Raw genomic sequence first — 26,927 nt, forward strand, 5'->3', positions numbered from 1 at the left:
GAGGGACCCATGACCACCGGCCCGGACACCGGCAGCTACGAGGTGCTGCGCGACCGCCTCACCGCGCAGGCCGCCGAACTCGCCCGCCGCGCCGAGGCGCTCAACGCCCGTCGCACCGAGGAGTTCGGCTCCACCCGGCTGGAGCTGATGAGCACCGGCCGGCTGCGCACCGAGCACAACTGCGTGCCCCGCGACATCGTCTCCGTGGGCGGCACCCTGCTCTTCGGCCACCACGTCCCTCTCGGACTGGAGCCGGAGACGACTCTCAGCGACGTCTTCACGCTGCATGACCGCGATCTGAACAGGCTGCCCGACGACGCCGTGCCCGGCCTGCTCGACGACCCGGCCTTCGTACGCGAGTTCACCGCCCTCCACCGCTACTACCGGGGGGCCCGCCTTCGCCGACTCCGCCGCGTCGATGGCAGGTTGCTGGCCGTCTTCCAGACCGGTGAGAAGGCGGGCGACATCCGCGTCCTGCGCTGGGCCGTGTCCGACGAGGGACAGGTGACGTTCCTGGACGCGCGCGGAGACCGCGACCACGTCTTCCCGCCCTCGCACGATGTCGAGTGGACGAGGACGACCCGCGAGGACCACGTCCTCGGCCGTCACCCGCACGTCTCCATCGAGGACGAGGTCTTCGTGGACACGGTCGGCGGCACTCTCACCGTCAAAGTCGAGGACAACACCGAGACGGATGAAGGTATTTACGCCGAGCCCGTCGCCGAGCCGCTGCAGTCCCTCGCCGACGCGGACATCGCGTACGCGCGCGTGGGCGCCCTCATCCTGCTGGACGTCCTTCCGTACAACGAGGACGTTCACCGCTACCTGGTGTTCAACACCTTCACCAGGACCGTCGTCCGTCTTGACGGCATCGGCCGGGCCTGCCGCCGCCTGCCCGAGAACCAGGGCATCGTCTTCCCCGGCGGCTACTGCCTCGCCACCGGCGCGCACAAGACCTTCGACGGCATCGGCACCGCGGACCTGGAGTTCGAGCGTGAGATCCGCTCACCCAACGGGGAGGACGTCCTGTACGCCTTCCACGCGCGCGTGGAAGGCCGCAGTCTGCTGCTGCCGTACAACCTGATCCGCAAGGAGGCCGCCACCCCCTTGTCCGGCCACGGCTGGGCTCTCCACGACGACGGCACGCTGACGGTGCTGCGCGGGGACCCCGCGGGAGCCGACGCCGAGCCGCAGCGCGTGCACAGCGTCCAGCTGTGGAACTCCCCCTACGTCTCCGACACCCACGCCTCCGCCCAGCCGGCCGGCACCGGCACACTGGCCCGCGTCGGCAACGCCGACCTCGTACGCGGCATCTCCGACTGCCTGTCCCTCACTCGCGCCGTCGCGGAGACCACGCCGACGAGCGAGGTGTACGAGGCACTCGCCGCCGCCTGCGTGCGGGCCGCCGACTCCTACCACTGGCTGGGCGAGGCCGAACTCGGCGACCTGCGCGGCCCGTTGGATCAGGTACGCGCCACCGCCGAGCAAGTGCTGTCCGAGTTCGAGACCGTCCAGGCACTGACCCGGCAGGCCGCGGACGCGCTCGCCGACGCCACCGCCCGGGCCGCCGGAGTCGTACGACGCCTGCGCGGCGAGGCGCCCCGCAGTGCCGCCGCCTGGGTGGCCGGACTGACCGAACTCCGCCATGCCCAGGGCCATCTGCTCACCCTCAAGGACACGCGGTACGCGGACACCGCCCGCATCGACGAACTCGACGCCGACATCCAGGCGGACCTCGCCGCCTTCGGGCAGCGGGCCGTCGCCCACCTCGCCCGCGAGGACGCCTTCGCCGACCACCAGGCCGACATCGAACGGATCGTCGCGGACGCCGAGGCGCTCAGCACCGTCGCCGAGGCCGCGCCTCTCGCCGCCCGTCTAGGTGAACTCGCCGACGAACTGCGCACGGTGACCGAGATCGTCGCCGGACTCGACATCGGCGACGCCACCGTCCGCACCTGCGTCCTGGAACACATCGCCGAGGTCCTCGGCGGCGTCAACCGCGCCCGGTCCGTCCTCGACGCCCGCCGCCGCGACCTCCTGGACCGGGAGGGACATGCCGTGTTCGCCGCCGAGTTCGCGCTGCTCGGCCAGGCGGTCGTGGGCGCGCTCGCGGCCTCCGACAGCCCCGAAGCGTGCGACGAACACCTCACCCGGATGCTCGTGCAGGTGGAGAACCTGGAGTCCCGGTTCGCCGAGTCCGACGACTTCCTCGGCGAGCTGACGGACAAGCGCGACGAGGTCCACGAAGCGTTCTCCGCCCGCAGGCAGACCCTCGCCGACGCCCGCTCCCGCCGTGCCGAACGCCTCGCCGACTCGGCGACCAGGGTCCTGCGCACGGTCACCCGCCGCGCCGTCGCCCTCACCGACGGGGACGCCGTCGCCACGTACTTCACCTCCGACCCGATGCCCGCCAAGGTCCGCCGTATCGCCGGCGAACTGCGCGAACTCGGCGACCAGGGGAGAGCGGAGGAACTCGACGGCCGACTCAAGTCCGCCCGCCAGGAGGCCCTGCGCACCCTGCGCGACCGCTTTGACCTGTACGCCGACGACGGCCGCACCCTGCGCCTGGGCGCCCACCGCTTCGCCGTCAACACCCAGCCCCTCGACCTCGCCCTGGTTCCGCACGGCGACGGCGTGGCCTTCGCCCTGACCGGCACGGACTACCGCTCTCCCGTCACGGACCCCGACTTCGCCGCCACCCGTCCGTACTGGGACCGTCCGCTGCCGTCGGAGTCGCCCGAGGTCTACCGCGCCGAACACCTCGCCGCCCGACTCCTGGACGAGCACGGTCCGCAGGCGCTGGCGGAGGCCGACCTGCCCGCCCTTGTCCGGCAGGCGGCGGAGAAGGCCTATGACGAGGGCTACGAGCGCGGAATCCACGACCACGACACGGTGCTGATCCTCACCGCACTCCTGCACCTGCACCAAGATGCCGGCCTGCTGCGGCACGAGCCCGCCGCCCGCGCCGCCGCCCAGCTGTTCTGGGCGCACGGCACGACACCCGAGGCACGCGCGAGCTGGACACGGCGCTCGGTGTCACTTGCCCGGGCCCGGGACACCTTCGGGCCGGCGCCCGCGATCGCCGACCTGGGGGAGGAACTGGCGGAGGCGATCAGCGGACCGGTCAGGGCCGCCGCGGCCGCGTACCTGTTCGAGGAGCTGACGGCCGGCCCCGACGGCTTCGTCCTCAGCGCCGGCGCCCGCACGCTGCTCGACAAGTTCCGCCGCACGGTGGGCACGTCGGCGTACGACGACGACCTCGCCGCGGTCGGCGACCTCACCGCCCGCAAGCAGCTGGTCGAGGCGTGGCTGTCGTCGTACACCGCTGCCACCGGCACCGACCCGGCCCCCGGCGACCTGGCCGAAGCGGTGGCCGCCGAGCTCTGCCCCGGCCTGCCCCGCTACGAGTCCGACGCGCCGCTCGCGAAGACCGTTGAGGGACTGCTCGGCACCCACCCCCGCATCAGCGGCCGTGCGCTCACGGTCCGGGTCGACGAACTCCTCGCCCGCGCCAGGGCGTTCCGCACCCACCAGGTCCCCGCGCACCGCGCCTACCAGCGTCGCCGTACGGCACTGGTGGCCGCCGAGCGATCACGTATCCGCCTGGACGAGCACCGGCCGCGGGTGATGTCCGCGTTCGTCCGCGGCACACTGATCGACGAGGTCTACCTCCCCCTGGTCGGCGACAGTCTCGCCAAGCAGCTCGGCACCACCGGCGAGTCCCGGCGTACCGACACGGGAGGCCTGCTTCTGCTCATCTCCCCGCCGGGCTACGGCAAGACCACACTCATGGAGTACGTGGCCGACCGTCTCGGTCTCATGCTGGTGAAAGTCAACGGCCCCGCGCTCGGGCACGCCGTCACCTCGCTCGATCCGGCCGAGGCCCCGGACGCCACGGCCCGCCAGGAGGTCGAGAAGATCAACTTCGCGTTGGAGGCGGGCAACAACACCCTGCTGTACCTGGACGACATCCAGCACACCTCGCCCGAGCTGCTGCAGCGGTTCATCCCGCTGTGCGACGCCACGCGCCGTATCGAGGGCGTGCGGGACGGCGAGCCCCGCACCTACGACCTGCGCGGCAAGCGCTTCGCCGTCTGCATGGCCGGCAACCCCTACACCGAGTCCGGCAGCCGCTTCAGCGTGCCTGACATGCTGGCCAACCGCGCCGACGTATGGAACCTCGGCGACGTCCTGACCGGCAAGGAGGACGCCTTCGCCTTCAGCTTCATCGAGAACGCGCTCACCGCGAACCCGGTCCTCGCGCCGCTCGCCGGCCGGGACCGCACCGACCTCGACCTCCTGGTCCGCCTGGCCGAGGGCGACTCCACGGCTCACGCGGACCGGCTGGCCCACCCGTACGCGCCCGCCGAGCTGGAGGGCATCCTGGCCGTCCTGCGCCACCTGCGGACCGCCCGCGAGACGGTCCTGGCCGTGAACGCCGCGTACATCGCCTCGGCCGCCCAGTCCGACGCCACCCGCACGGAACCGGCCTTTCGGCTGCAGGGTTCCTACCGCACCATGAACAAGATCGCCCAGCGCGTCCAGCCGGTCATGGACGACGCCGAACTGGCCGCGCTGATCGACGACCACTACAGGGCCGAGGCCCAGACCCTCACCACCGGCGCCGAGGCCAACCTGCTGAAACTGGCCGAACTCCGCGGCACGCTCACCACCGAACAGGCCCAGCGCTGGGGCGAGCTGAAAGCGGCGTACGTCCGCACCCACACCCTCGGCGGACCGGAGGCCGACCATCCCCCAGCCTTCGGCCAGGGAGACCCTCATCTTGCTGCGCTCGCCCGCGCGGTCGCCACGCTCGGACTGCTCGCCGACCGGCTCGCGGCCGTCGAGACCGCGATCAACCGTGCCGCCGACGCCGGCCGCACCGCCGCGCATCCGACCGCCCGGCACGCGGCTCGGCAGGCACCACGACCAGGCGAAGGATGAGCCGGTGGTACCCGTTGCGCCGGTGTCGGGCCGGTCCGAGGGATCACCGCCCGCCCTCCGCCTTGCGGCTTCGCGAGGACGGAGCGGGGCTGAGGGTCACGGCGATCCAGCACGCCCAGCCGATCGGCTGCAACGCCCAGTAGCTGATGATCCGGTAGAGGAACGTGGCAGCGATCGCCTGCCCGGGGTGCAGACCGTAGGCGACGAGCAGCGCGGACAGGCTCGCCTCGACGATGCCCAGGCCGCCGGGGGTCAGACGCAGAGAGCCCGCGATCTGGGTGAGCCCGTAGGCGAGCAGCAGTCCGTGCCACGGCACACCGATGCCGAGCGCCCACATCCCGGCGGCCAGACATGCGGCATCAAGGATCCAGTTGAGCAGGGCGAACATGAACGGCCGCAGCCACGGCAGGAACCCGGGCTGCACGCTGCGGGCCTGGTCGGCCAGGTTGACCAGGGCCACCTCTGCCTGCCGGACCCGCCTGGAACGCTCACCGACGTGCCCCCAGACGCGCCGCAGCACACGGCGGAAGCTCGCGAAGCGGGACAGACCAAGGGCCACCAGACCGAGCGTGAGGGCGAGCACCAGCACGCCGATCACTGGGCGAACGAAGGAGCCGAGGCCGCTCGGGCCGGTCACGAGCGCACCGACCAGGAGGAGGACGATCAGACTGAGCGTCGACAACGCACCCGCGATCACCAGCACGGCCGCCGCGAGCACATGCCCCACGTCTCTGCGTGACAGCTGCCGGTACACCCAGGCGGCGGAAAAGACCGCCCCGCCCGGCAGCGCACCGGCCATGGCGTTGGCGGCCATGGCGAAGGCCGTCATCCGGAACATGCTCCACCGCACACCACCCGCCCGCAGCAGCCAGCGCGACACGGCCGCGAAGCACATGATGGACATCGCCTCGAACACCACGGCGACCGTCAGGCCGGGCAGGCGCACCCGGGTGATCAGGTGGTACGCCTCCACCAGCTCGCGCCGCCGGGAGATCGCCACCACCACCGCGGCAACCACGACGAGTACGGCACCCAGCCACCACACCCAGCCCGGCAGCCGCGCGAAGGGGCCGTGCGCCACCCTGGGGTTCTCGGACTCGGCCCCCGGCTGTGGCATGGCTCGTCACCTTCGAGAATCCGCGCGGTGCGGGAGTCCGGTGACGGCAACTGATCCACGGGACACACCTGCCGGCCCCGGACCACGTTCGCCCGGAGGAGCGGCCCTGTTGAGGGCCTGGTGTCCTCGGTGGCGGGTGGGCGTCGCCCGGCCCGCTTGGCGCGGGTACCCCTGGAGGTGAGCGTCATGCGGGCTGCGCGGCGGAGCGTGGAAACCGCGGCGTTCTCACACGAGGCCGCCTACTGCTCCACAGGGGCCGACGGGGTTGCCTCAAGGATGATGTGGGCGAGGAGGTCGGGCGCGTCGTTCATCGGAATGTGGCCGCAGTCGGGCAGTTGTACGAGCCGGGCCCGGGGGATCATGGCCTGGACGCGAACGGCCTGCCGGGGCGGCAGGATGCGGTCACGGGCGCCCCAGACGATGGTGACCGGCACGCCGGGGATGTCTCCGGTGAACAGGTCCGGCGCCCGCCCGGCCCGCAAGGTCGCGTTGAAGGCGGTGGCGTCCCGCAGCGCCCGCAGATCGGAGATCAGCGTCTCGGGCGGGCACCTGTCCGGCCGGCCGTAGAGGGTGCCGGCCAGCGCGGCCCGGGCGGCCGGCGTGTGCGCCAGGCGGACCATGGCCGTGTCCGGCAGCAGCCGCACGCTCTGTCGCGCCGCGGCCAGCATGCTGTAGGTGTGCCGTCGCTCGGCATCGGTCCAGAACCCCGCCGGCGCCACGGCCGTCACGCTGCGCGCGAGACCGGCCTGGCCCAGGTTCAGCGCGATCAGTCCGCCCAGCGAATGCCCGACCACATGCGGCCGCTCCACGCCCAGCTCGGCGAACACGGCACCCAGCCAGAGCACGGCCGTCGGCAGATCGCGCGGCACGGTCGGATCCAAGTCGGGAGACTCTCCGAACCCGGGCAGGTCAATGGCGATCGTCTCCCGCTGCCCGGCCAGCAGCGGCACGATCTCGTCCCAGGCCTGCCGATGATGCCCGACACCGTGCAGCAGGACCAGCGGCTCCCCGGTGCCCTGCTGCTCGTACGCCACTGTCACCGCCCCCAGACCCGGAGCGGATCCCTTCACGAACGAGGCCGCTCTCCGGGGGGCGGCAACCTCTCCGTTGTCGTGCGGACACCCGCTCCCGGGCCCCGGCTGTGTGGCGGAGAGCAAGTCGTGGAGATAACCCGCCGCCGCCCGCACGGAGCGGCCCGGACGGTCTACGGCGGCGATGAACGAAGAGATCAGGGCCATCGTCAGACACCTACCTCACCGTAGGGCACTCCTTCATCAGATGTATCAGAAGTCAGTGCTAGACAAATCGTAATCCAACGCCGCAATCCGCGCCGTGCGACGAGCCTGCCGCGCGGACCGGCCTCCGGCCCTTGCGGGCCTCCCGACCGGGGCTCCTGAAAGGTGGATCGTTTCATGTCAAACAAGTAAAAATGGACAGTGGTGGAGGGGTGTTGATCCCTGAAGCAGGAGCCCACCCGCGATCCGCGTCCCTTCGCATTCCGGGAACGGCCTCGCCCGAGGTCCGTCCTTCCGCAGAGGGAGCCGTCCGTGATCACATCAGTCCTTCTGCCGGGCCGCCACCTGTCACGCTCGGCCAAAGCGGGGCCTCCCCGCGAGCCACCGAAGCCGTCGGCGCCCGCCTCGTCGCCCTCCTGGAGGCGCTGGCTGCTGCCCCTGGCCACGCTGGCCCTGCTGCTCGCGATCCTGATGCAGGCCCCCTCACCCCGGCAGGGCACATCGCTCCCGTACAGCACCTTCGTCGGCAAGGTGACCAGCGGCCAGGTCAAGGCCGTCGACATCAACGACAAGGGCGCCATCAAGGGAGATCTCAAGAACGGTACGAAGTTCACCACGCGGATACCCACCGCCCTGGACAACAGCCGCCTCGAACAGCAGCTGGAGTCCAAGCACGTGCAGATCACCGCCTCCCAGAACAGCAACGGCAGCCCCCTCGGGGCACTGCTGGTGCTGTTCCTGCCGCTGCTGCTCATCGTCGGCTTCTTCGTCTGGGCCGGGCGCCGCGCGGCCCAGACGATGAGCGGGGGGCTCAGCGCCATCGGGCGGTCCCGCGCCAAGATCATCGAGACCGAACGGCCGACCAACCGCTTCGACGACGTCGCCGGCTATCAGGGCGTCAAACAGGAGATCAGCGAGATCGTCGACTTCCTGCGCAACCCCGAGCGCTATGCGGTCGCGGGAGCCAAAGGCCCCCGTGGCGTGATCATGGTGGGGCCGCCCGGCACCGGCAAGACGCTCATCGCCCGTGCGGTGGCCGGCGAGGCACAGGTGCCGTTCCTGTCGGTGACCGGCTCCGGGTTCGTGGAGATGTTCGTCGGGGTGGGGGCCTCCCGGGTGCGCGACCTGTTCGCCGAGGCGCGCAAACGGGCCCCCTCGATCATCTTCATCGACGAGATCGACGCCGTCGGCAGCCGACGCGGCGGGGCCGCCCGGCTGGGCGGCAATGACGAGCGCGAGCAGACCCTCAACCAGCTCCTTGCCGAGATGGACGGCTTCGACCAGGCCAGCGGCATCGTGGTGCTGGCCGCGACCAACCAGCCCGAGAGCCTCGACCCCGCCCTGCTGCGCCCCGGCCGCTTCGACCGGCACGTGACGGTACCGCTGCCCAACCAGACGGAGCGGGCGGCGATCCTGACCGTCCACGCCCGCGGCAAGACCCTGGCACCCGATGTCGACTGGGACACCGTCGCCCGGGCCACACCCGGCTTCTCCGGCGCCGACCTCGCCAACCTGGTCAACGAAGCGGCCATCAACGCCGTCCGGGCCGGCGGTGCCGTCATCGACGCCCAGAACCTCGACGACGCCCGCGACCGGCTCCTGCTGGGCCGGCGGGAGTCCACCAACGCCCTGCTCCCCGAGGAACGCCACTCCGTCGCCGTCCACGAATCAGGACACGCGCTCATGGCGGCCCTGTGCGAGCACGCCGACCCGGTCGCCAAGGTCACCATCCTTCCCTCCGGGCCCGCGCTGGGCGCCACCGAGCAACTCCCCGAAGTCGAACGGCACCTGTACAGCGAGAGCTATCTGACCGACCTGCTCACCGTCCGGCTCGGCGGACGGGCCGCCGAGCTGGTCGTCTTCGGCGAAGGCTCGACCGGCGCCGCCGACGATCTCGCCGGCGCCACCCAGATCGCCAGCCGCATGGTCCGTGAGTTCGGCCTGTCCCCGACCCTCGGCCCCATCGGGTACGGCTCCGGCGCCCCCCGCTACCTCGGCGGCGAGAGCACCGAGGACCCGCTGCGGCGGCCCTACTCGGAGCAGACCCAGCGCATCGTCGACGAGGAGACGGCCCGCCTGGTGCGCCAGGCCGAGGAACGCGCCGTGGCCCTGCTGCGCGACCACCGCAAGGCCCTGGATGCCCTGGCCGAACTGCTCACCGTCCGCGAGACCGTCGACGGGTCCGTGGTCCTCGACGTACTCCGACAACAGCAACACCAAGAGCAACGGCAACAGCAGCAACAGCGGCCCGGCGGCCACTACCCCGCCGCGGCAGGGAAACCGACTCCCTCCCCGTGACGCGCGGTGACGCCCCCGAACAGGAGTGAGGCTGGAGGCGACCATGGAACAGCAGCCAGGGACGGTTCCCGACGAGCAGGAGGTCCTGGCGCGGACGGTCGCCGTCGTGATGCGCACCGCTGTGGTCACGATCGCAGTCGACGAAACCGTGCTCGTGGCCTGGGAGCTGCTGGAGCGTTCCGGCTCCCGTCACCTCCCGGTCGTGCGTCAGGACGGCCGCTGTGCCGGCCTGCTGGACCGTGCCGAGGTGGCGGTGGCCTGCGCGACACCGGCCGCTTCGCTGTCCGGGCTGCGCGTGGACCAACTCCTGCCCGGCCACAGACCGGCGCACGTCCACGTGGAGCAGACCGTACGCCACGCGGCCGACATCATGAGCTACACCGAAGCCGACGCCCTCCCGGTGCTGAAGGAGGACGGGCGTCTCGCCGGGGTGCTGACCGCAGCCGACATCGTCGCGGCCCTCGCCGGTCGTCCGGCGCAGAGGGAACCCGCCGACACACGGCCGCAGGCCCCGCCCACGGTGCTGCCCGGTCTCTCGCCCCCGCGTGGCTACCGAGGCACGGCGGTGCCCTGACGAGCGGACACAGCCGTGTGCGTCTCCGCCGGCTCAGTCGTCGAGCGGCTCGTAGTGGAACCAGTCGAAGTGAACGGACCCGGCCGAGGCGAACATGCCGATGACCCGGCCGGTGAACCCACCGGCGACCTCCGTCGACAGGTACCGACCGTCCAGCGACGTGAGCTCGACGAATGTGCCGTCCGGCTCCTCGACGCCGATCGCGATGGTGTCGGGACCGGTGCGTGCGTCCTTCACCGTGCCTGCGGCGGTCAGGTCGACACGGAGGATCACGGGTCCGGAGGCTGCGGGCCGGGACGCCACGACCGTGTTCAAGGGGCCGACACGGGCGCGTACCCGTACTTCCGTGGGCGAGGCCTCGATGTCGTAGTGGTGCTGCTCGTCCAGGCGGACGGCCAGGCCGCCCTGTCCTTCCGCCGTGTCGACCAGGGCTCGTACCCGGCAGGACAGATGTTGCTGCCGTCGGCCGACGAACGTCACGTCGGTCTCGTCGAGCGATCCGCCGCGGGCGCGCAGGGTCAGTCGGCCGGGCTGTTCCTTCGTGGTGCAGTCCTGCGCGGAGCGGTGACGCGGCGAGATCCAGTACGGGGCCAGCTCGCTCAGGTCGAAGTCGTCCCGGCCCGGCGTCTCTGCGGGGTGCTGCAACGGCCAAGGGGGAGCGGGCATGACGGGGGACAGTTCGCCGACGACCGGCCAGCCGTCGACCCAGTCGACCGGCACCAGGAACGTCTCCCGGCCGAGTACGTGCCAGCCGGGAGTCCCACCCTGCGGCCGTACACCGAGCAGCACCATCCACCATGAACCGTCGGGTGCCTGGACCAGGTCGGCGTGGCCGGTGTTCTGGATGGGGTGGTCGGTGCCGCGGTGGGTCAGGATCGGATTGGCCGGGCACGGCTCGAAGGGGCCGGTGGGTGTCCGGCCGCGGGCGATCGAGACGGCGTGACCCCGCTCGGTACCGCCCTCGGCGATGAGCAGGTACCAGTAGTCGCCGATCCGATGCAGATGCGGTGCTTCAGGGGCCTTGGCGCCGGGGGCACCCGACCAGAGCCGGCGTGGCGGACCGAGTGTCTCCCCGGTGTGGGGGTCGATGCGGACCTGTCCGACTCCGGCGTAGGTGCACCAGCAGTTGCCGTCGTCGTCCCAGGCGAGATCCGGGTCGATGCCGTGGACTCCGGGCAGCCGGACCGGGTCGGACCAGGGGCCGGCCGGGTCGGTGGCCGTGAGCAGCAGATTGCCGTCGCCGCTCACGTTGGTGACGATCAGCCAGAACCGCCCTTCGTGGTGGCGCAGTGTGGGTGCGTAGATCCCTCCCGAGGAGGGCGTGCCGGGCGGCAGGCGCAGTTGGCTCGGCCGGTCCAGCGCGTTGCCGATCTGGGTCCAGTGCACCAGATCCCGGCTGTGGAAGACGGGCACGCCGGGGAAGTATTCGAAGCTGGAGCACGCCAGGTAGTAGTCCGCGCCTGCCCGGCAGATGCTCGGATCGGGGTGGAAGCCGGGGATCACGGGGTTGTTGAAGGTGTTGCCGGTCTCGGACGTGCTCGGCACTCTGTCGAGTCCTTTCGCTGGTTCGACCACAAGGCTGGGGCACTGTGACCAGGGGCCACGAGCAATCGGGGGCAAGCACCTGACCTGACGGGAACTCGAAACTTTCGAACGATGTATCAGATAGTTTCTCTGGCGGAGGGTAGCCATGGCCATGCATGGGGTCAATGGCCGCACAGGTCCCCCTCCCGGCGCGGGCCGACGCGGACGCACCCCGGCTGTAGCCGGTAAGACAGGGAGACCTGCCTTGCGATCTCAGTCCTTGAGGGGTGCCGTGCTGGCCCGGACCGTCAGAGTCGTCGCGATCTCCAAGCCGACCTGGGGCGCCGCCTCGCCCCGACCGAGGGTGAGCGCCAACTCCGTGGCCGCCACGGCCATCTCGGTCAAGGGCTGGTGGACGGTGGTCAGCGGCGGGTCCACCCAGGCCACGACCGGCAGGTCGTCGAAACCGACCACACTGAGATCATCGGGGATGCGCAGGCCGGCCTCGCGTGCCGCCTGGTACACGCCGAGCGCCTGGAGGTCGTTGGCGGTGAAGATCGCTGTTGGACGCTCGGGCAGGGCGAGCAGGGAACGCGCCGCCGCACAGCCGTCCTCGCGGGTGAGTTCCGTGTGCGCGACGAGTTCGGGATCGACCGGCAGGCCCGCGGCCCGCACAGCGGAGCGGTACCCGTCCAGCCGGGCGCAGCAGCAGAGCACGTCCTGAGGTCCGCTGATCATCGCGATGCGGCGGTGCCCGAGCTCGGTGAGGTGGCGGGTCGCGGCCCGGCCGCCGGACCAGTTCGTGGCGCCCACGAACGGGACGTCGTCCGGCAGCTCCGTGGTCGGGTCGAAGACGACGAACGGGATGCCCTTCGCCCTGAGTTGCTCCCGCTCGCCCGCGGAGAGCTGGGCCACGGACAGAACGCAGTTGGGGCGCCGGGAGACGGTGTCGTCCCAGGTCGGAGTGGCGTCGTGCAGGCCGAACTCGGACACCATGAGGCCCACGCGGTGCCGGCGGGCCACCCGCTCCACACCCCGGATGATCTCCACGGCCCACATGTCCTTGAGCTCGCGGAACACCAGCTCCACGACGTTGCTCCGGTTGGCACCGCTGGGCTTGCGATAGCCGTATCGGTTGACCAGTTCCTCGACTTTGGCGCGGGTGTCCGCGGAAACCCCCGACTTGCCGTTGATCACCTTGGACACGGTCGGGACCGACACCCCCGCCGACTCGGCGATGTACGCGATGGTCACCGGCCTGGACGAGTCGCTTCGGTCGCTCTCGTGGTTCGCCGGTCCGTCAGCTGCGTTGTCCGCCAAGGTCGCCTTCCCGGTCATCGAACAGCCTGCCCAACAGCCGTGAGGGCGAGAGCTCGTTGAACAGTGCCGCGTGGGTGTGCCCGACGGCAAGTCTCGCATCTCGTGCTGACGAACCTGTGGTGTCTGACATATCGTCATGTTACTTTCTCCGACCGCGAGCAGAGAAAGTTTCCATCTTCATCGGGTTTTTCAACGGGTTTTCATCGGGTTCTCAGCGGATTCATGGCCGACTTGAGGCCGGCCACGTGTCGAAGTGTCTGGCAGGGCCCTGCCGGGTCCGTGCCGCCCACGAGCCGGAAGGTGCACGTGATGACGAGGAGACGGTCAAGCTTCTTTCGCCGCGGACGCTGGTTACCGCGGTTCGTGCCGGGACTCACGGCACTGCTCCTGGCGGTATGCCTGCTTCCGCTGCTGCCGGCCACTGCCCGGGCAGCCGACCCGCCCCCGCCCAGTGCCCCTGCCGCCCGCGCCGCGGTGGCGGCCATGCAGCCAGGCTGGAATCTGGGCAATACCTATGACGCCATCCCCGACGAGACGTCCTGGGGCAACCCACCCGTGACCAGGGAACTCCTCAGGAAGGTCAAGTCGGAGGGGTTCAGGAGCATCCGACTGCCCGTCACCTGGGGCGTCCACCAGGGTGCCGCACCCGACTACGCGATCGACCCGGCCTGGATGGGGAAGGTGCGGCAGGTCGTCGACTGGGCGCTGGACGAAGACCTGTACGTGATGATCAACATGCATCACGACTCGTGGATGTGGGTCAACAACCTCTCGGCGGATCACGACGCCGTCCTCGCCCGGTACACCGCCACCTGGACCCAGATCGCGGCGGAGTTCCGGGACAAGCCGTCGAAGCTGGTGTTCGAGAGCATCAACGAACCAACATTCAGTGGCACTTCCGGAGACGACCAGAACTACCGGCTGCTGGACGAGCTCAACGCCGCCTTCCACCGGATCGTCCGCGCCTCCGGAGGCGGCAACAGCGACCGGCTGCTGGTCCTGCCCACCCTCTACACGAATGCCGACCAAGGGCGGCTCGATGCGCTGGCCGCCCACCTCACCGCTCTGCGTGATCCCATGGTGGTCACGACCGTCCACTTCTACGGATGGTGGCCGTTCAGCGTGAACATCGCCGGATACACCCGGTTCGACGCCACCTCGGAGAAGGACCTCACCGAGACGTTCGACCGCGTCTACAACACCTTCGTCGCGCACGGCATCCCGGTCGTCATCGGTGAGTACGCCCTGCTCGCCTACGACCACAACCGCCCCGGCATCATCGAGCGGGGCGAGCAGCGCAAGTACTTCGAGTTCCTGGGCAACTACGCCCGTGAGCGGCAGCTCACCACCATGCTGTGGGACGCCGGTCAGTTCCTGAACCGCAACACCCTGCAATGGCGGGATCCGGAGCTCTTCGCCCAGATCAAGTCGAGCTGGACCACGCGTTCGGGCACCGCCGCCAGCGACCTGCTGTTCCTGCCGAAGTCGGGCGCCGTCACAAACCAGACGCTCACGCTCAACCCGAACGGCACCGACTTCCAGGGACTGCGGCACGGCTCCCGCAACCTCGTGCAGGGCAGGGACTACACCGTCTCCGGCAACCAGCTCACCCTGACGGCCACCGCCCTCACCGAGCTGGCCGGCGACCGGACGTACGGAGTCAACGCGACGCTGGAGGCCGGGTTCTCCCGCGGTGTGCCATGGCGGATCGACGTGATCACATATGACACACCGGTCCTGTCGAACGCCTCCGGGACCACCAGCGGCGGCATGACCATCCCCACCCGGTTCCGGGGCGACATGCTGGCGACGATGGAGGCCAGGTACGACGACGGAAGCAACGCGGGCCCAGCGAGCTGGACTCCCTATCAGCAGTGGGACACCGCGTTCTCGGCGTACACCGGCGACTCCATCAAGCTGACCCCCGACTTCGCCAACTCGCTGAGGGACGGCTCCCGGGTCACGCTCACCTTCCACTTCTGGAGCGGCGTCCTGGTGACCTATTACGTCACCAGGACGGGAGACACCCTGACCGGGACAACCGCCTGACCTCAGTGAACCGACATCGATACCGACACCGACACCGACATCGATACCGACATCGACACCATCTCAACGGCTCGGCCTCGGCGTGCGCGAGCGGTCAGCCCAGTTCCGTCTCCAGCCACTGCAGGACGTCGGGTGTCACGGGGTCGGTGATGTCCGCGAACTCATCGTGCTTCTTCAGGAACTTGGCCACGTATGGGCAGACGGGCACGATCCGCTTTCCCGAGTCACGCACGTCGGTGAGCGCCTCCTGGACCAGCCGGGAGGCCAGGCCTTGTCCGGCGTAGGCGTCATCGACCTCGGTGTGGAAGAAGACGCGCTGTTCACCGCGGTCGCGGTAGGCGGTCAGTCCGGCGCGCTGGCCGTCGACCAGGATTTCGTAGCGGTTCCTGGAGTCTGCCCGCTCGACGGTCGGAGCGGCGGAATGCTGGCTCATGGGGTGCCTTTCAGATGGGGTTGATGACGCGTCGGAATCAGTCGCGCGGTGGGTTCCTGCGTGGCGTGATGACGGCGTTCGGCAGGGCGGGGGCGGGAAGACGGTCGCCCGGATAGCCCTCGACGGCGCCGAAGCGATCGGAGGAGTTCTGCCAGTCGTCGCGGGCTTTGGCGATTTCCTCATGGCTGCGCCCGATGAAGTTCCACCACATGACGATTTCCTCCTCGAACGGGGTTCCGCCGAGCAGGACCGTCCGTGCGACGTCGTCCGACTCGTTCGTCAGCGTGAGCGTGTCGATGCCGGGGTGGGCGTAGCCCAACTCCGCGCGGCCGACCAGGGTGTCGGCCAGGCGTACCGCTCCCTGGTCGACCAGGAGGCCGTGCTCGAAGCCGGGGTCCACGGCGAGCGTGAGGGCCGCGCGCGGCTGGAGGACGATCTCGGCGCCGAGCAGGGGCGTGAAGGTCCGCACCGGGGAGACGTGGCCGTTGAGGGAGCCGAGGAAGACCCTGACCTCGGCCCCGTCGATCCGTACGGACTCGGGTGCGTAGTGCTGGAAGTCCCGTTCGGTGTTGCGGTGTTCCTCCGGCAGGGCCACCCACAACTGGACGCCGTGCAGGATGGTGGTCCGCGGGGTGGAGACCTCCGAGTGGCAGATGCCGTAGCCGCCCGTCATGAGGTTCAGCTCGCCGGGCCGCACGTAGGCGTGGCTGCCGAGGCTGTCACGGTGCTCGATCTCTCCGCTGAACAGCCAGCTCACCGTCTGCAGCCCGGTGTGCGGGTGCGGGGCGACATCCATGCCGCCGGTCACCGAGACGTCGTCGGGGCCGTAGTGATCGGCGAAGCACCAGGCGCCGATCAGGGTCCGGGCCCGCTGCGGCAGAGTCCGTCGCACGGTCATCGCCCGGGGGCCGCCTAGGGGCACATCACGCGGGGTCAGTACGTCGACCCGCGCAGCCTCGGCCGGCCGCTCGCCGTCCACCGCTGCGCCGCACCGCAGTTCCACGGGTTTCGTTTCGACATTGCTCACTGGGGACCGCCTCCCACCCGAAAATTGTTATACATTCAACTATCATGCCGTGTGACAGGCAGTGGCACCAACAGGTGTACACCACACGACGAGGGAGCCGGACAGGCCCCGGAGGAGTCCCAGGTTGAGCACCCACGCGACCGGGTCCGCGGTTCAGCGGATCTTCATCGACAAGCAGAGCCCCACCGCCTACCACGCACTGGTGCAGACCTCGGAAGCGGTCCGCGCGGTCGCCTCCGAGGCGGGGCTCGACCGGACGCTCGTGGAACTGGTCAATCTGCGTGTGTCGCAGATCAACGGCTGCGCCTACTGCCTCAACGTACACACCAGGGCGGCCGTGCGCGCGGGTGAGACCGCGCAGCGGCTCGGCGTGCTGGCAGCCTGGCGGGACACCGAACTGTTCACCCCGGACGAACGCGCGGCGCTCGCACTCGCGGAGGCGACCACCGACCCCGGTGACGCGGCACTGCAGGAGACCGCCTACAGCACGGCCCGCGAAGTGCTCACCGACGACCAGATCTCCGCCGTGATCTGGGTGGCGGTCACCATCAACGCGTTCAACCGCGTCTCGATCATGAGCAAGCATCCGGTACGGCCGCAGTAGACGGTCCCGGGGGTTGTTGCCGGAGTTCGGCCGCGCCAATCGCTCGGGTACGCCAATCGCTCGGGTGCGCCGGTCACTCGGGTACGCGGATCACTCGGGTACGCCGATCAGGAGCAGTGTCACGTCGTCGTCATGGGCGGCCGAGTCGGGAAGGAGGGTCCCGATGAGCTGGGCTGCGGCGTGATCCAGGTGCTCCGGGTTCGCGGGGGCGCCCTTCAGCGTGACGTCGAGGGTGTGGGCGAGGACGTCGATCTGGACGTCGATGTCGGTGCCTGGTCGCTCGACCAGTCCGTCGGTGTAGAGGGCGAGTGTGCTGCCCGGCGGCAGCCGATGGGTCGTCTGCTCGTACGGCTCGCCGCCGGACGCATCGTTGACGCCCAGCGGCACGCTGACCGGTGCCTGCAGCCGGCTGGCAGGGCCTTCGGGGTTCAGTGCGATGACCGGGGGGTGTCCGGCCGAGCACAGGGTGACCTCGCGGGTGCCCTGGTCGATCACCAGGTAGCAGCAGGTGACGAGCTGGTCCGCCAGGTCGCTGACGAACGCGTCCAGCCCGGTCATGAGCTGGCCGGGTGGTACGCCCGTGCGGGCCAGTGCGTGGGCGGCGGCGCGCAGCTGGCCCATGACGGCCGCCGCGTCGAGGCCCCGGCCCATCACGTCTCCGATGACGATGCCGGTACGGTCCTTGTCCAGGGGAATGATGTCGAACCAGTCGCCGCCGACCCCGGGGTCCTGGACGGATGCGAAGTACCGGTGGGCGCTGGGCAGGTGCGGCAGGAGGGGCGGTTCGCCCATGAGGCTGTGCTGCAGGGTGTAGGCGATGCGTCGTTGCTGCTCGTAGCGCTCGGCGCGTTCGGCCTCGGCCTTCTTGCGTTCGGTGATGTCCCGCACGGTCAGGAACACCAGCGTTCCCTGTTCGGCCTGGAGGGTGCTGACGCTCGCCTCGACGGGGAACTCGGCGCCGTCGCTGTGCAGCCCGTACAGGTCCTTGTCCACCACCGTCGGCTTCGGGTCGGGCAGCTGCAGGTACCGGCGCAGAAGCGCGTTGTGCCGCGGACGCAGCGGGCCGGGTACCAGATTGTCGACCTTGGTGCCGATGAGGCCGGCCGGCGCATGACCGAACAGTGGTTCCACTTGCGCGTTGGCCATGACGATGGTGCCGTCGCCGTCCGTGATGAGGGTGGCGTCGGGTCCGGATTCCAGCAGCGCGAGGAAGCGCTGGTTGGCCTGCTGGACCTCGCGCTGGGCCGCGACCCGTTCGGTGATGTCGACGAACACACCGCATACGGCGTAGGGCACGCCGGACGGATCGTTGAGCGGGAACAATGCGGCGAGGAAGTCCTGCGGGCCCGCCGGCAGGTCGAGATGCTCGTGCCGTTGGACGGGGGTGCCCCGTGCCAGCATGTCGAGGTCGGCGGCCCGCGCCTGACGCGCCACGTCCGGCGGCAGAACGTCCTGGTCCGGGCGCCCCAGTATCTGTTCCCGGGGCAGGCCCATGCTCTCCTCGAACCTCGTGTTCACTGCAAGGAAGCGACCGTCCAGGTCCTTGATGAACATCACCGCGGGCGTGTGGTCCATGAACGCCTGCACCAGTTCGTTCTGCCGCACCTGCCATTCGGCACGGGCGTGCGCCACCTCGATACGGCGGCCCACGTTCAAGGTCGTGAAGATGACCGCGGTGAACACGGTCACGTGGCCACACACCAGCAGCGCGGTGCCCAGACGTGTCTCGTACAGACCGATGTCCTCACCGGCCAGGACGATCCAGCCCAACAGCAGCGGAGCGACCAGGGTGGTGACGAGCAGCCTGCGGCCCAGTGCTCCCGTGGTGCCCGCGTTCATCAGTAGTCCCGCAGGGCCTTCGTTCGGCCGGGTCAGGAAGGCCGCGAGGCCCACCAGCACCAGGGCGAGCGCGGTGTGCAGGGCCATGGCCGTGTAGCCGCCGAACCGTTCCAGCTCAGGCACTTCGTAGGCGAAGCCGTAGAGCCGCAGCATGCCCAGGGCGAGGACGGCCAGGCCCGGGATCTGACTCGTCCAGGCGGGCAGCCGGAATGTGGTCGCGCACAGTGACGCCACGCCTGCGAGCATCAGTGCCACGGCCGTGTTCGGTGCCATGCGTCCGGGCGCCCCTGTCGCCACCTGGACGGTGTCGTCGTGGAAGAGGAGCTGATCGAAGCCCAGGTCCGCCTGGGTGACGTATTCCACAATGGTGAGCACACCGATCAAGGCCGCAAGGACTGCGGCCGTACGGGCCACCGTGGTCATTCGCGCGGTCACGGATCTGCGGGCCGCGATGACCAGGGAGAGTCCCAGCGCCAGCAGCGCCAGGGCGGTGTTCGGCTTCATGGATCCGGCAACGCCGGGCAGCACGCCCCTCAGGACATCGATGCCGAGGACCCAGCCGAACAGGCCCGCCACGCCGAACAGTGCGGCCACCAGAGCCGCACCCTGAGCCACGAGGCCGACACCGGTCACAGCGCGCTCGTGGAACGGCAGCCCCTCGGCCTGCCCCCTGTCTGACACCAAACCTCACCCTTGATCATAAACTGCTTAATCGACGCAATCGGGTTAAGTGTCGCAAATGTCGCGAGTTTGGTTGTGGGGGAGAGTGAGGTGTCATGCGCACGGCTGCAAGGGCGGAGCTCATGGGCGTGACTGTGAGTGACAACCCGTGGCTCGGTGGCTTCACCCGCGGCGCGTGGCACAGGAGCGGGAACCGCGCCGGCGTGGGTGGGTCAGTGGCGTCCCGCCCGGGTCAGTGCCTCCTCGGTCTGAGTGGCCAGAGCGGCGACGAGGTCGGCTGCCGGGGCCAGGTCGGTGATGAGGTCGACGCCCTCGCCGGCCCAGACCGGCAGTGGGGGTACGGCACCGCGGGCCACGTCGTGCTGGTAGTCCTGATGGGCCTGGGGATCGGCGGCGAGTTCGGCCTCCCGGCCGCGCCATCGGTCGAGGTGGGGATGGCCGAGGGTGCGGGCGGTGTACTGCTCCGGCCAGCGGGCGCTGCGGGCGATGTCCAGCACGCGGCTGCGCTCGGTGTCCTGCCCACCGCCTTCGAGGATCGCCTTGGTGATCGAGGGGTCGACCAGGGCCTCGGTGGTGGCCTGGAAGCGGGTGCCGATGACCGCTCCGGCAGCGCCCAGCACCAGGGCCGCGGCCACGCCCCGGCCGTCGGCGATCCCACCGGCCGCCAGTACCGGCACGGGTGCCGCCAGATCCACCACGGCGGGCACGAACGGCAAGGTGGACCGCCCGCGCCGGGCTCCGTGCCCACCGGCCTCGGTGCCCTGGGCCACGATGACGTCGGCGCCCAGATCCACCGCACGTCTGGCCTCCTCCAAGTCGGTGACCTGGAGGATCAGCGCCACTCCGGCCTGCCGGACGAGGTCCACGAACGGGCTCGGGTCGCCGAAGGACAGCATCACCGCACGCGGGCCGTGCCCCAGCGCACGCTCCACCGCGCCGACATCGATCGCCCAGGTGAGAAAGCCGACACCCCACGGCTTGTCGGTGCCCTCGCTGACGATCGGCAGCTCGCGGTCGAGCCACTGCGCATCCCCGTATCCGCCGCCGAGCAGTCCAAGCCCTCCAGCCCGGGAGACAGCCGCGGTCAGCGCGCCGCCGGCCGACCCGCCCATCGGAGCGAGCGCGATCGGGTACCGCACGCCGAACATCTCTGTGAACGCCGTCGACAACGCCATGCCCGCATCCTCGCTCTTCGTCCGACGGACGGGTACAGAAACGCGGCAACCAACCTCTGCGCCGCGGCGTAGGACGTGCCCGCTGCCTCGACGCGTTCGAGCAGTTCGGTCGCTGTCACCCCGTAGCGGACAGCGGTACTCGCATCTCCACGTACGTCCCGGTGCCGGGAGCCGACTCCACCTGTACCCGGCCGCCGACACCCGTCACCCGGTCCCGTACGGAGCTGCGCAGGCCCAGGCCGCCGCCCGGCATCGCGGACGGGTCGAAGCCGGTGCCGTTGTCGAGGACGCTGACCAGGACCGCGTTCCCGGACAGTTCCGCCCGTACCACCGCCCGTTCGGTTCCGGCATGCCGGAGGACGTTGGCCAGGGCCTCCCGGGTGGCGTCGACCAGGGCCTCGGCGACCAGGGCCGGGACGGCTGCCCCGGCTCCCTCCCGGCGGCCCGCGCTGCGCAGTTGGGCGGTGTTCAGCTCCACGGCGAGGCCGACGCGCGCCATGTCCTCCGCGAGGGACGACAGCCCGTGCACCAGGTGCGTCGTACCGTCCTGGCCGTCCGGGCCGTGTCGGCCGTCCGGGCCTGCCCTGCCCGGCGCCGGGTGCTCGCCGCGCACGAACCCGCGCAGCCACACCGCCTCCGCCCGCACATGGGCCCGTAACCCCGGATCCGTGATCCAGGGGGTACGAGCCAGCGTCTCCAGGGTCTGCAGCACCCGGTCGTGCAGCAGGCGGGCGTGCCGGACACGCTCCCGTTCGGCGGCGAGTTCCGCTTCTCGGGCGGCCGCGGTGGAGGTGGCCGCGTCCAGCTCCCGTCCGGTGCGCCGCAGGGCGCGGGCCACGGCCCAGGCGATGCCCGCGTTGGCCAGGTAGGGGACACCGTTGGGGACCGCGTTCCACATGGGTTCGCCGAGCCGGAGCACGGCGGTGGCGGCGTACGCGCTCGCCGGCACGGCGGCCAGTACGAGCACGGCCGCCAGCCGTTCGACCACGAGCCCGAAGCCGATGCTGGCCAGCAAGCTGAACGGATACGCGAAGTACGCCCAGGTGGAGCCGTGCGTGTGGTCGGCCAGCCCGCCACCCACCACCAGGACTACGGCCAGTACGGCGGAGTCCGCGACCGCGAGCGCGGGCGGTGGCACCCGGCGGCGCCGTAACGCCACGGCCACCAGCGCAAGACTCTCGGCGAACACCGCCGCGCACAGCGCCAGACCGGCCCAGAGCGGGCGGTAGTGCGGGTGGGTCGCGACCGCGCCGATGGCCACCTGGAGCAGCCCGCCGAGCCGGAAAAGGACATACGCCCGCAGCACGATCCGCTCGTTGCGCAGGGCCCCGCCACACCCGGGGTCCGCTCCCTCCTCCGCCGTCGTCACAGTGGCGCGGGCCCCGTGGTGTCGCGGCGCATCCTGGCCAGCGCGGCCCTGGTCAGCTCGGCCTTGTTGCCGACCTGGAGCTTCGCCCGGATCCGCTCGACGTACGTGTCCACGGTGGTCTTGCGCACCCCGAGCCGCGTAGCGATCTGTGCGTGGGTGAAGCCGCGTGCCACATAGCTCAGCGTCTCTTCCTCACGGGCCGAGAGCCGGGGGCTCCCGGGGTCCGCGGGGCCGCCGCCCACCCGGGTCAGCTCGGCCTGGAGGATGTCGGCCAGCTCGGCCGAGAGCGAGAAGCCGCCCGCGGCCACCGTCTCCACCGCCGACACGAACAGCTCCGCGCTGCAGTGCTTGGTGACGTAGCCGCAGGCACCGGCCCGAATCGCGCCGAGCACGTCCGCCGGGCGCCCCGAGGCGGACATCACCATGACCCGGGTGGTGGCGGCGAGCGCCGCGACCCCGTCCAGGGCGGGGGTGTCCGCGTCGAGGTAGAGGTCCATGACGATCACGTCGGGGGCCGCACCGGCCGCCAGCGCGTCCTCCAGTTCGGCGAGCGATCCCACGGACACGCAGACGGATACGGCCCCGGATGTGGCTCCGGAGGTGTCTGTCGACGTGCCCGAGCCCGGCGGGGCGCCGAGGATGTGGGCGACGCCGTGCCGGGCGAGGGGGTGGTCGTCCACCACTGCGACGGTGATCAAGCCGGCGTCCTCGGCGGCCGGGCCAACGCGGGAGGGCGGTGCCAGGGCGACAGTGGCATGTTCAGGGGCAGGGTCATGGGCAGGGTCATGGGCACGGTCATGGTCATCGGCGGTCATTGTTTACCTTCCTCCCGCCGCAGAAAAGTGGAGAGGCACAGAGAGCCGGGCCGGACTCCGCCCCCGGTGTCCGCGCGGCGTCTTTCCCGTGCTGCGCGGAGCCTTACCGGCTTGGTGGCGGAGTCCGGCCCGGTGGCCGGTGCCCGAAGTGGTCAGTTCGTCAGTAGCAGACCTTCTGGCCCTTGGTGATGTACTCGTAGTAGCCCTGTCCGCAGCCGAGGTGCCACAGACGGCGCGGCTGGGCGCTCTGGCCGCCGTAGACGCCGCCGGCCGCCGTGAGCTTGGCGTTGTACATGAGCGAGAAGTGCAGATGCGGGGCGAAGCCGCCTGTGCCGCCCACCAGGCCGATGACGGTGGCGTCGGTGATCTGCTGGCCCTTGCTGACCAGGATCCTGCTCAGGTGGCACACCACGCTCCAGTAGCCGCCGCCGTGGTCCACGACGATGTACTGCCCGCAGGTCTCCCAGCCGGCCGGGGCCCAACCGGCGTAGAGCACGGTGCCGGGGCCGCCGGGGGCAAGCACCTCGTCGCCCTGGGCCATGCCGAGGTCGAGCGCGTAGTACTGGTTCATGTTGCCGGCGGCGTTGCAGTTGACGTGGTAGCCCTCGCCGTAGTAACTGCCGTTCTGCCAGGCGTAGCCCGCGCCGCCGTTGGCCTTGGAGGTCAGCGGGGTCTGCAGGAACTTGCTGGTCGGCCAGTCCACGCAGCCGGCGATCGCCGACGGCGCGGCCGGTGCGGCGGACGCGGCGGGCACAGAGAGGAGGGCGGCGAGCGCCGCCACCGCCGCGGTCAGCACCAGGGCGAGCCGCCCCGGGCGTGCGCCGCGTCGGGCGCCGTCAGCGGGCTGGGCAGTGGGGTGGGCAGCGGATCTCGGCCCTCGGATCCGCATGGAACGTAGTGAGCGTCTGGAACGCATGGAGCCTCCCTGGGGGGGGTGACAGACAGGGGTGCCGAAGTGTCTGTCCATCTGTTGGCCGCCCAAGAGTGACAGCGGAGGCGTCGCCGGATCAGGGTGCGCTCTGTCGGTAATTCGCACGACAGGGGTTGTGGTGCAGGGTGTGGTGTGTGGGATGCAGATTCCGGATCGCCGGTAGACAGCCACCCTCAAGAACGCTGCAGGCACCCTTCCGGCAAGGTGGCCCCGATGCTGCACAAGTGCTTGATGGCCGCCGCGAAGGAATAGCAGTCGAAAAGTGCCGAATGCTCTTTCCCGGCTGCGGGCCGGGGGAGACCCAGAACCTGCCACAGGCGACCCACGTTGACTGTCGCCGTTGTCGGTGCGATGGCGTTCAGCCAAGGGCGGATATTCAGGAAATGGGCAGCGAGGTAGCTGTTCTTGACTTCTTCACCACGGGCTCGCACCCAACCCACGTTCTCTCCGAGAACGACCATGTCGTTGCCGTAAGAGAGTACGGACTGACCACGGCAGAAGCCCAGGAATTCGCCAAGTGCGGCTGCCGGGGAGAGCCCTTCACGGTCCACGGTCTCCTGGTCGATTCCAGTGAGCTCGGTGAAGTACGAGGACAGTTGTGGATTGGCCGTGGGCCGGACCAGCGCTTCGTACTCCTCGACGATGGAAAAGTCCTCACGCAGGCGGAGCGCGCCGATCTGCACAATCTCGCGAAGCTGCCCTGACGCCCCCCAGTCCTGCTCAAGTGCCCCCGGCCATGACGTGAATTCCAGGTCGAATAGAACGAACGTGTGCAAAATTGGTCTCCCTCTGGCGTGGGTCGCTGACAGGCTAGCCCTGTTCATTACGCTCTTGCGTCGGCAGAGACGATTTCCCGCCACGGCCACTGCGCCTGCCCTCGCAGAATCACCGCCATTTATTAATGGGGAGTACAGCCTTCATTGCCTTGTGCGGCAAGCAGCGGCACAAGGGCTGCGCCCCGCCCTGGGGATGGTGCAGAAGGCCCGGTTGACGCATCACGCGCAGCGGGCTCAGGGTGCACTGCGCCTCGACCGGCGGGCGCTGAACCTTGCAGACATCTGACTCTAGACAAGACTGGACATGTATGGCTAGCTTCCAGCCATGCCTAAACAGGTCCTCAAGCATCAGCGCATCGCCCGTGTCCTGGCCCGCGAGATCCAGAGCGGCACCCTGGAGCCGGGCAGCAGGCTGCCCGGCGAACACGCGCTCACCCGGCGCTTCGAGGTCAGCCGGACCACCGTCCGCCAGGCGCTGGACGAGCTCAGCAGGCAAGGACTGATTTCCACGCACGCCGGTGTCGGCTCGTTCGTCACCTTCGACGGCAGCCTGCTGGACAACACGCTTGGATGGACCAGGGCGCTGGCCGACCAGGGTGCCCGGATCACCACCGAGATCCTCCGTCTCGAGGCGGTGCGCGATGCCCGGCTGGCCGAGGAACTCGGCGTCGAGGAAACCGAGTTCATGGTGCTCGACCGGATGCGCGTGCTGCCGGAGGGGACACCCGTCGCACTGGAGCGCAGCAGGGTTCCGCTGGCCCCGGCTCTGGCCGACGTCCCGCTCCGCGGGCTGCTGGACGACTCGCTGACCAAGACCCTGGCCGCGGCCGGGCTGCGCGCCACCCACGGAGACGAGTGGGCGAGCGTACAGCCGCTTGCCGCCGACGAGGCGGCGCTGCTCCGCCGTCCGGAGGGCGAGACCTGGCTCAGGACCCGCCGGGTGAGCCGCGGAGCGGACGGCCGGGTCGTGGAGCAGGTGACCAGCCTTCTCGACCCCGCCCGGTTCCAGTTGCACCTCGGCTTCGGCGAGCAGCCGCAGCCGGAATGACCCGGCTCATATCCGACGTACACGCGCACACTCACACTCACAGGAAGCCCGAATGAACCACCAGCATGACCGCGCCCTTGGCGCCCTGTACGGCCTGGCCATGGGCGACGCACTGGGGATGCCCACCCAGATCATGTCCCGGCGGTCGATCGTCGCCCGGTTCGGCACCGTGACCGGCTTCGAGCCCGGCCCGTCGGACAATCCGGTGAGTGCCGGAATGCCCGCCGGTTCGGTCACGGACGACACCGACCAAGCCATCATCGTCGGCCGGCTGCTCACCGAGTCCGGCGGCCGTATCGACCCGCTGCGGTTCGCACACGAGCTCCTGGAGTGGGAGCGCGACATGAAGGCCAAGGGCTCCTTCGATCTGCTCGGCCCCTCCACCAAGGCCGCCTTGGAGGCGGTGTCCCGCGGTGTACCGCCGGAGGAGGCGGGCAAGTCCGGCGCCACCAACGGCGCGGCCATGCGGATCACCCCTGTCGGCATCGCCTTCTCCCACACATCGCTGGAGCACTTCCTCGACGAGGTCGCGGCGGCGTGCCAGGTCACCCACGACACCACCATCGGCATAGCCTCCGCCGCCGCCGTGGCCGCGGCGGTGAGCCGGGGCGTCGACGGCGGTGACCTGGAGGACGCCTTCGACGCGGCGATCACGGCGGCCGCGGCCGGTGCGGAGCGCGGCCACTGGGTCGCCGGCGCCGATATCGCCGCCCGTATCGGCTGGGCCGTGGACCTGGTCCGCGGTCTGCCCGAGCAGCAGGCCCTGGACCGCGTATGCGATCTGGTCGGCACCAGCGTCGCCAGCCAGGAGTCGGTCCCCGCGGCCTTCGCCGTACTGGCCCTCGCCGACGGCGACCCGTGGCGGGCCTGTCTGCTGGCGGCGAACCTAGGCGGCGACTGCGACACCATCGGTGCCATCGCCGGTGCCATCGCCGGTGCCATCAGCGGCGCCTCCGGCCTGCCCGCCGAGGCACTGGCCACCCTGCGCTCGGTCAACGGTCTCGACCTGGAACCGATGGTCACCGCTCTGCTCGCACTGCGCGCCGATCCGGCCGAGTGAACACACGCCCGCACACCAACCCGCACCGGAGCACTCCCGGCCGAAGAGACCGGATCAACCGGATCGACCGGATCAACCGGATCGACTGGATCGACCGGATCGACTGGA

19 protein-coding genes are annotated in these 26,927 nt (G+C 70.3%); 7 read left to right on the forward strand and 12 right to left on the reverse strand.

All coding sequences use genetic code 11. From position 1 onward, the window contains the following. Window positions 1–9: 9 nt before the first annotated feature. Window positions 10–4,944 carry a DNA repair ATPase gene (locus tag E0500_RS26760; protein WP_131557657.1) on the forward strand — a complete coding sequence of 1,645 codons (4,935 nt, stop codon included), beginning with the start codon at window positions 10–12 and terminating at the stop codon, window positions 4,942–4,944. 43 nt (window positions 4,945–4,987) lie between these two features. Here the strand turns inward: E0500_RS26760 and E0500_RS26765 are convergent, their stop codons facing one another. Together E0500_RS26765 and E0500_RS26770 are read right to left on the reverse strand one after the other, a co-directional pair. Next, on the reverse strand, window positions 4,988–6,061 hold the full coding sequence (locus tag E0500_RS26765) for a YbhN family protein (RefSeq protein ID WP_131557655.1): 1,074 nt from the start codon (window positions 6,059–6,061) through the stop codon (window positions 4,988–4,990). Between the two features lie 239 nt (window positions 6,062–6,300). After that, window positions 6,301–7,299 (reverse strand): alpha/beta fold hydrolase, encoded by a 999-nt coding sequence (locus tag E0500_RS26770; RefSeq protein ID WP_131557653.1) that lies wholly within the window; start codon window positions 7,297–7,299, stop codon window positions 6,301–6,303. Window positions 7,300–7,608: 309 nt separating this feature from the next. Here E0500_RS26770 and ftsH point away from each other — a divergent pair, with 309 nt between their 5' ends. Together ftsH and E0500_RS26780 are read left to right on the forward strand one after the other, a co-directional pair. Continuing rightward, window positions 7,609–9,594, forward strand: a complete 1,986-nt coding sequence (gene ftsH / locus E0500_RS26775) for an ATP-dependent zinc metalloprotease FtsH (RefSeq protein WP_131557651.1) — start codon at window positions 7,609–7,611, stop codon at window positions 9,592–9,594. Window positions 9,595–9,637: 43 nt separating this feature from the next. Beyond that, window positions 9,638–10,168, forward strand: a complete 531-nt coding sequence (locus E0500_RS26780; RefSeq protein ID WP_131557649.1) for an HPP family protein — start codon at window positions 9,638–9,640, stop codon at window positions 10,166–10,168. Between the two features lie 33 nt (window positions 10,169–10,201). Here E0500_RS26780 and E0500_RS26785 read toward each other — a convergent pair whose 3' ends face one another. Together E0500_RS26785 and E0500_RS26790 are read right to left on the reverse strand one after the other, a co-directional pair. Further along, on the reverse strand, window positions 10,202–11,713 hold the full coding sequence (locus tag E0500_RS26785; RefSeq protein ID WP_309505150.1) for a glycoside hydrolase family 43 protein: 1,512 nt from the start codon (window positions 11,711–11,713) through the stop codon (window positions 10,202–10,204). 252 nt (window positions 11,714–11,965) lie between these two features. Continuing rightward, a complete protein-coding gene (locus E0500_RS26790) occupies window positions 11,966–13,030 on the reverse strand; it encodes a substrate-binding domain-containing protein (RefSeq protein ID WP_131557645.1) in 1,065 nt (354 codons plus the stop codon). A gap of 291 nt (window positions 13,031–13,321) precedes the next feature. Here E0500_RS26790 and E0500_RS26795 point away from each other — a divergent pair, with 291 nt between their 5' ends. Continuing rightward, window positions 13,322–15,061, forward strand: coding sequence for a cellulase family glycosylhydrolase (locus tag E0500_RS26795; RefSeq protein WP_131557643.1), 1,740 nt, complete (start codon window positions 13,322–13,324; stop codon window positions 15,059–15,061). A 94-nt stretch (window positions 15,062–15,155) separates the two neighbouring features. Here E0500_RS26795 and E0500_RS26800 read toward each other — a convergent pair whose 3' ends face one another. Continuing rightward, a complete protein-coding gene (locus tag E0500_RS26800; RefSeq protein WP_131557641.1) occupies window positions 15,156–15,494 on the reverse strand; it encodes a GNAT family N-acetyltransferase in 339 nt (112 codons plus the stop codon). Between the two features lie 37 nt (window positions 15,495–15,531). Next, window positions 15,532–16,521 (reverse strand): pirin family protein, encoded by a 990-nt coding sequence (locus tag E0500_RS26805; protein WP_131557639.1) that lies wholly within the window; start codon window positions 16,519–16,521, stop codon window positions 15,532–15,534. Between the two features lie 124 nt (window positions 16,522–16,645). On the opposite strand from E0500_RS26805, the gene E0500_RS26810 reads away from it, so the two are divergent. Next, window positions 16,646–17,125 (forward strand): carboxymuconolactone decarboxylase family protein, encoded by a 480-nt coding sequence (locus E0500_RS26810; protein WP_131557637.1) that lies wholly within the window; start codon window positions 16,646–16,648, stop codon window positions 17,123–17,125. Window positions 17,126–17,215: 90 nt separating this feature from the next. Here the strand turns inward: E0500_RS26810 and E0500_RS26815 are convergent, their stop codons facing one another. The 6 genes from E0500_RS26815 to E0500_RS26840 all read right to left on the reverse strand — a co-directional run bounded on the left by E0500_RS26815 (window position 17,216) and on the right by E0500_RS26840 (window position 24,711). Continuing rightward, on the reverse strand, window positions 17,216–19,645 hold the full coding sequence (locus E0500_RS26815) for a SpoIIE family protein phosphatase (protein ID WP_131557635.1): 2,430 nt from the start codon (window positions 19,643–19,645) through the stop codon (window positions 17,216–17,218). 212 nt (window positions 19,646–19,857) lie between these two features. Then, a complete protein-coding gene (locus E0500_RS26820; RefSeq protein ID WP_131557633.1) occupies window positions 19,858–20,820 on the reverse strand; it encodes a nitronate monooxygenase family protein in 963 nt (320 codons plus the stop codon). Window positions 20,821–20,935: 115 nt separating this feature from the next. Next, window positions 20,936–22,189, reverse strand: a complete 1,254-nt coding sequence (locus E0500_RS45075) for a sensor histidine kinase (RefSeq protein WP_131557631.1) — start codon at window positions 22,187–22,189, stop codon at window positions 20,936–20,938. Next, on the reverse strand, window positions 22,186–22,887 hold the full coding sequence (locus E0500_RS26830) for a response regulator transcription factor (protein WP_165934811.1): 702 nt from the start codon (window positions 22,885–22,887) through the stop codon (window positions 22,186–22,188). Before E0500_RS26830 ends, E0500_RS45075 begins: the two co-directional genes overlap by 4 nt. A 277-nt stretch (window positions 22,888–23,164) precedes the next feature. Continuing rightward, window positions 23,165–23,893, reverse strand: a complete 729-nt coding sequence (locus E0500_RS26835; protein ID WP_165934810.1) for a M23 family metallopeptidase — start codon at window positions 23,891–23,893, stop codon at window positions 23,165–23,167. Window positions 23,894–24,108: 215 nt separating this feature from the next. After that, window positions 24,109–24,711, reverse strand: coding sequence for a 3'-5' exonuclease (locus E0500_RS26840; RefSeq protein ID WP_131557625.1), 603 nt, complete (start codon window positions 24,709–24,711; stop codon window positions 24,109–24,111). A 325-nt stretch (window positions 24,712–25,036) separates the two neighbouring features. On the opposite strand from E0500_RS26840, the gene E0500_RS26845 reads away from it, so the two are divergent. Both E0500_RS26845 and E0500_RS26850 read left to right on the forward strand, forming a co-directional pair. Beyond that, the gene (locus E0500_RS26845; protein ID WP_131557623.1) at window positions 25,037–25,759 is read left to right on the forward strand and encodes a GntR family transcriptional regulator; all 723 of its coding nucleotides are present in this window, start codon (window positions 25,037–25,039) and stop codon (window positions 25,757–25,759) included. A gap of 52 nt (window positions 25,760–25,811) precedes the next feature. Beyond that, window positions 25,812–26,819, forward strand: a complete 1,008-nt coding sequence (locus E0500_RS26850) for an ADP-ribosylglycohydrolase family protein (protein WP_131557621.1) — start codon at window positions 25,812–25,814, stop codon at window positions 26,817–26,819. Window positions 26,820–26,927: the final 108 nt, after the last annotated feature.

Source organism: Streptomyces sp. KM273126, from assembly GCF_004337435.2.
In the GTDB taxonomy this organism is placed as follows: domain Bacteria; phylum Actinomycetota; class Actinomycetes; order Streptomycetales; family Streptomycetaceae; genus Streptomyces; species Streptomyces acidicola.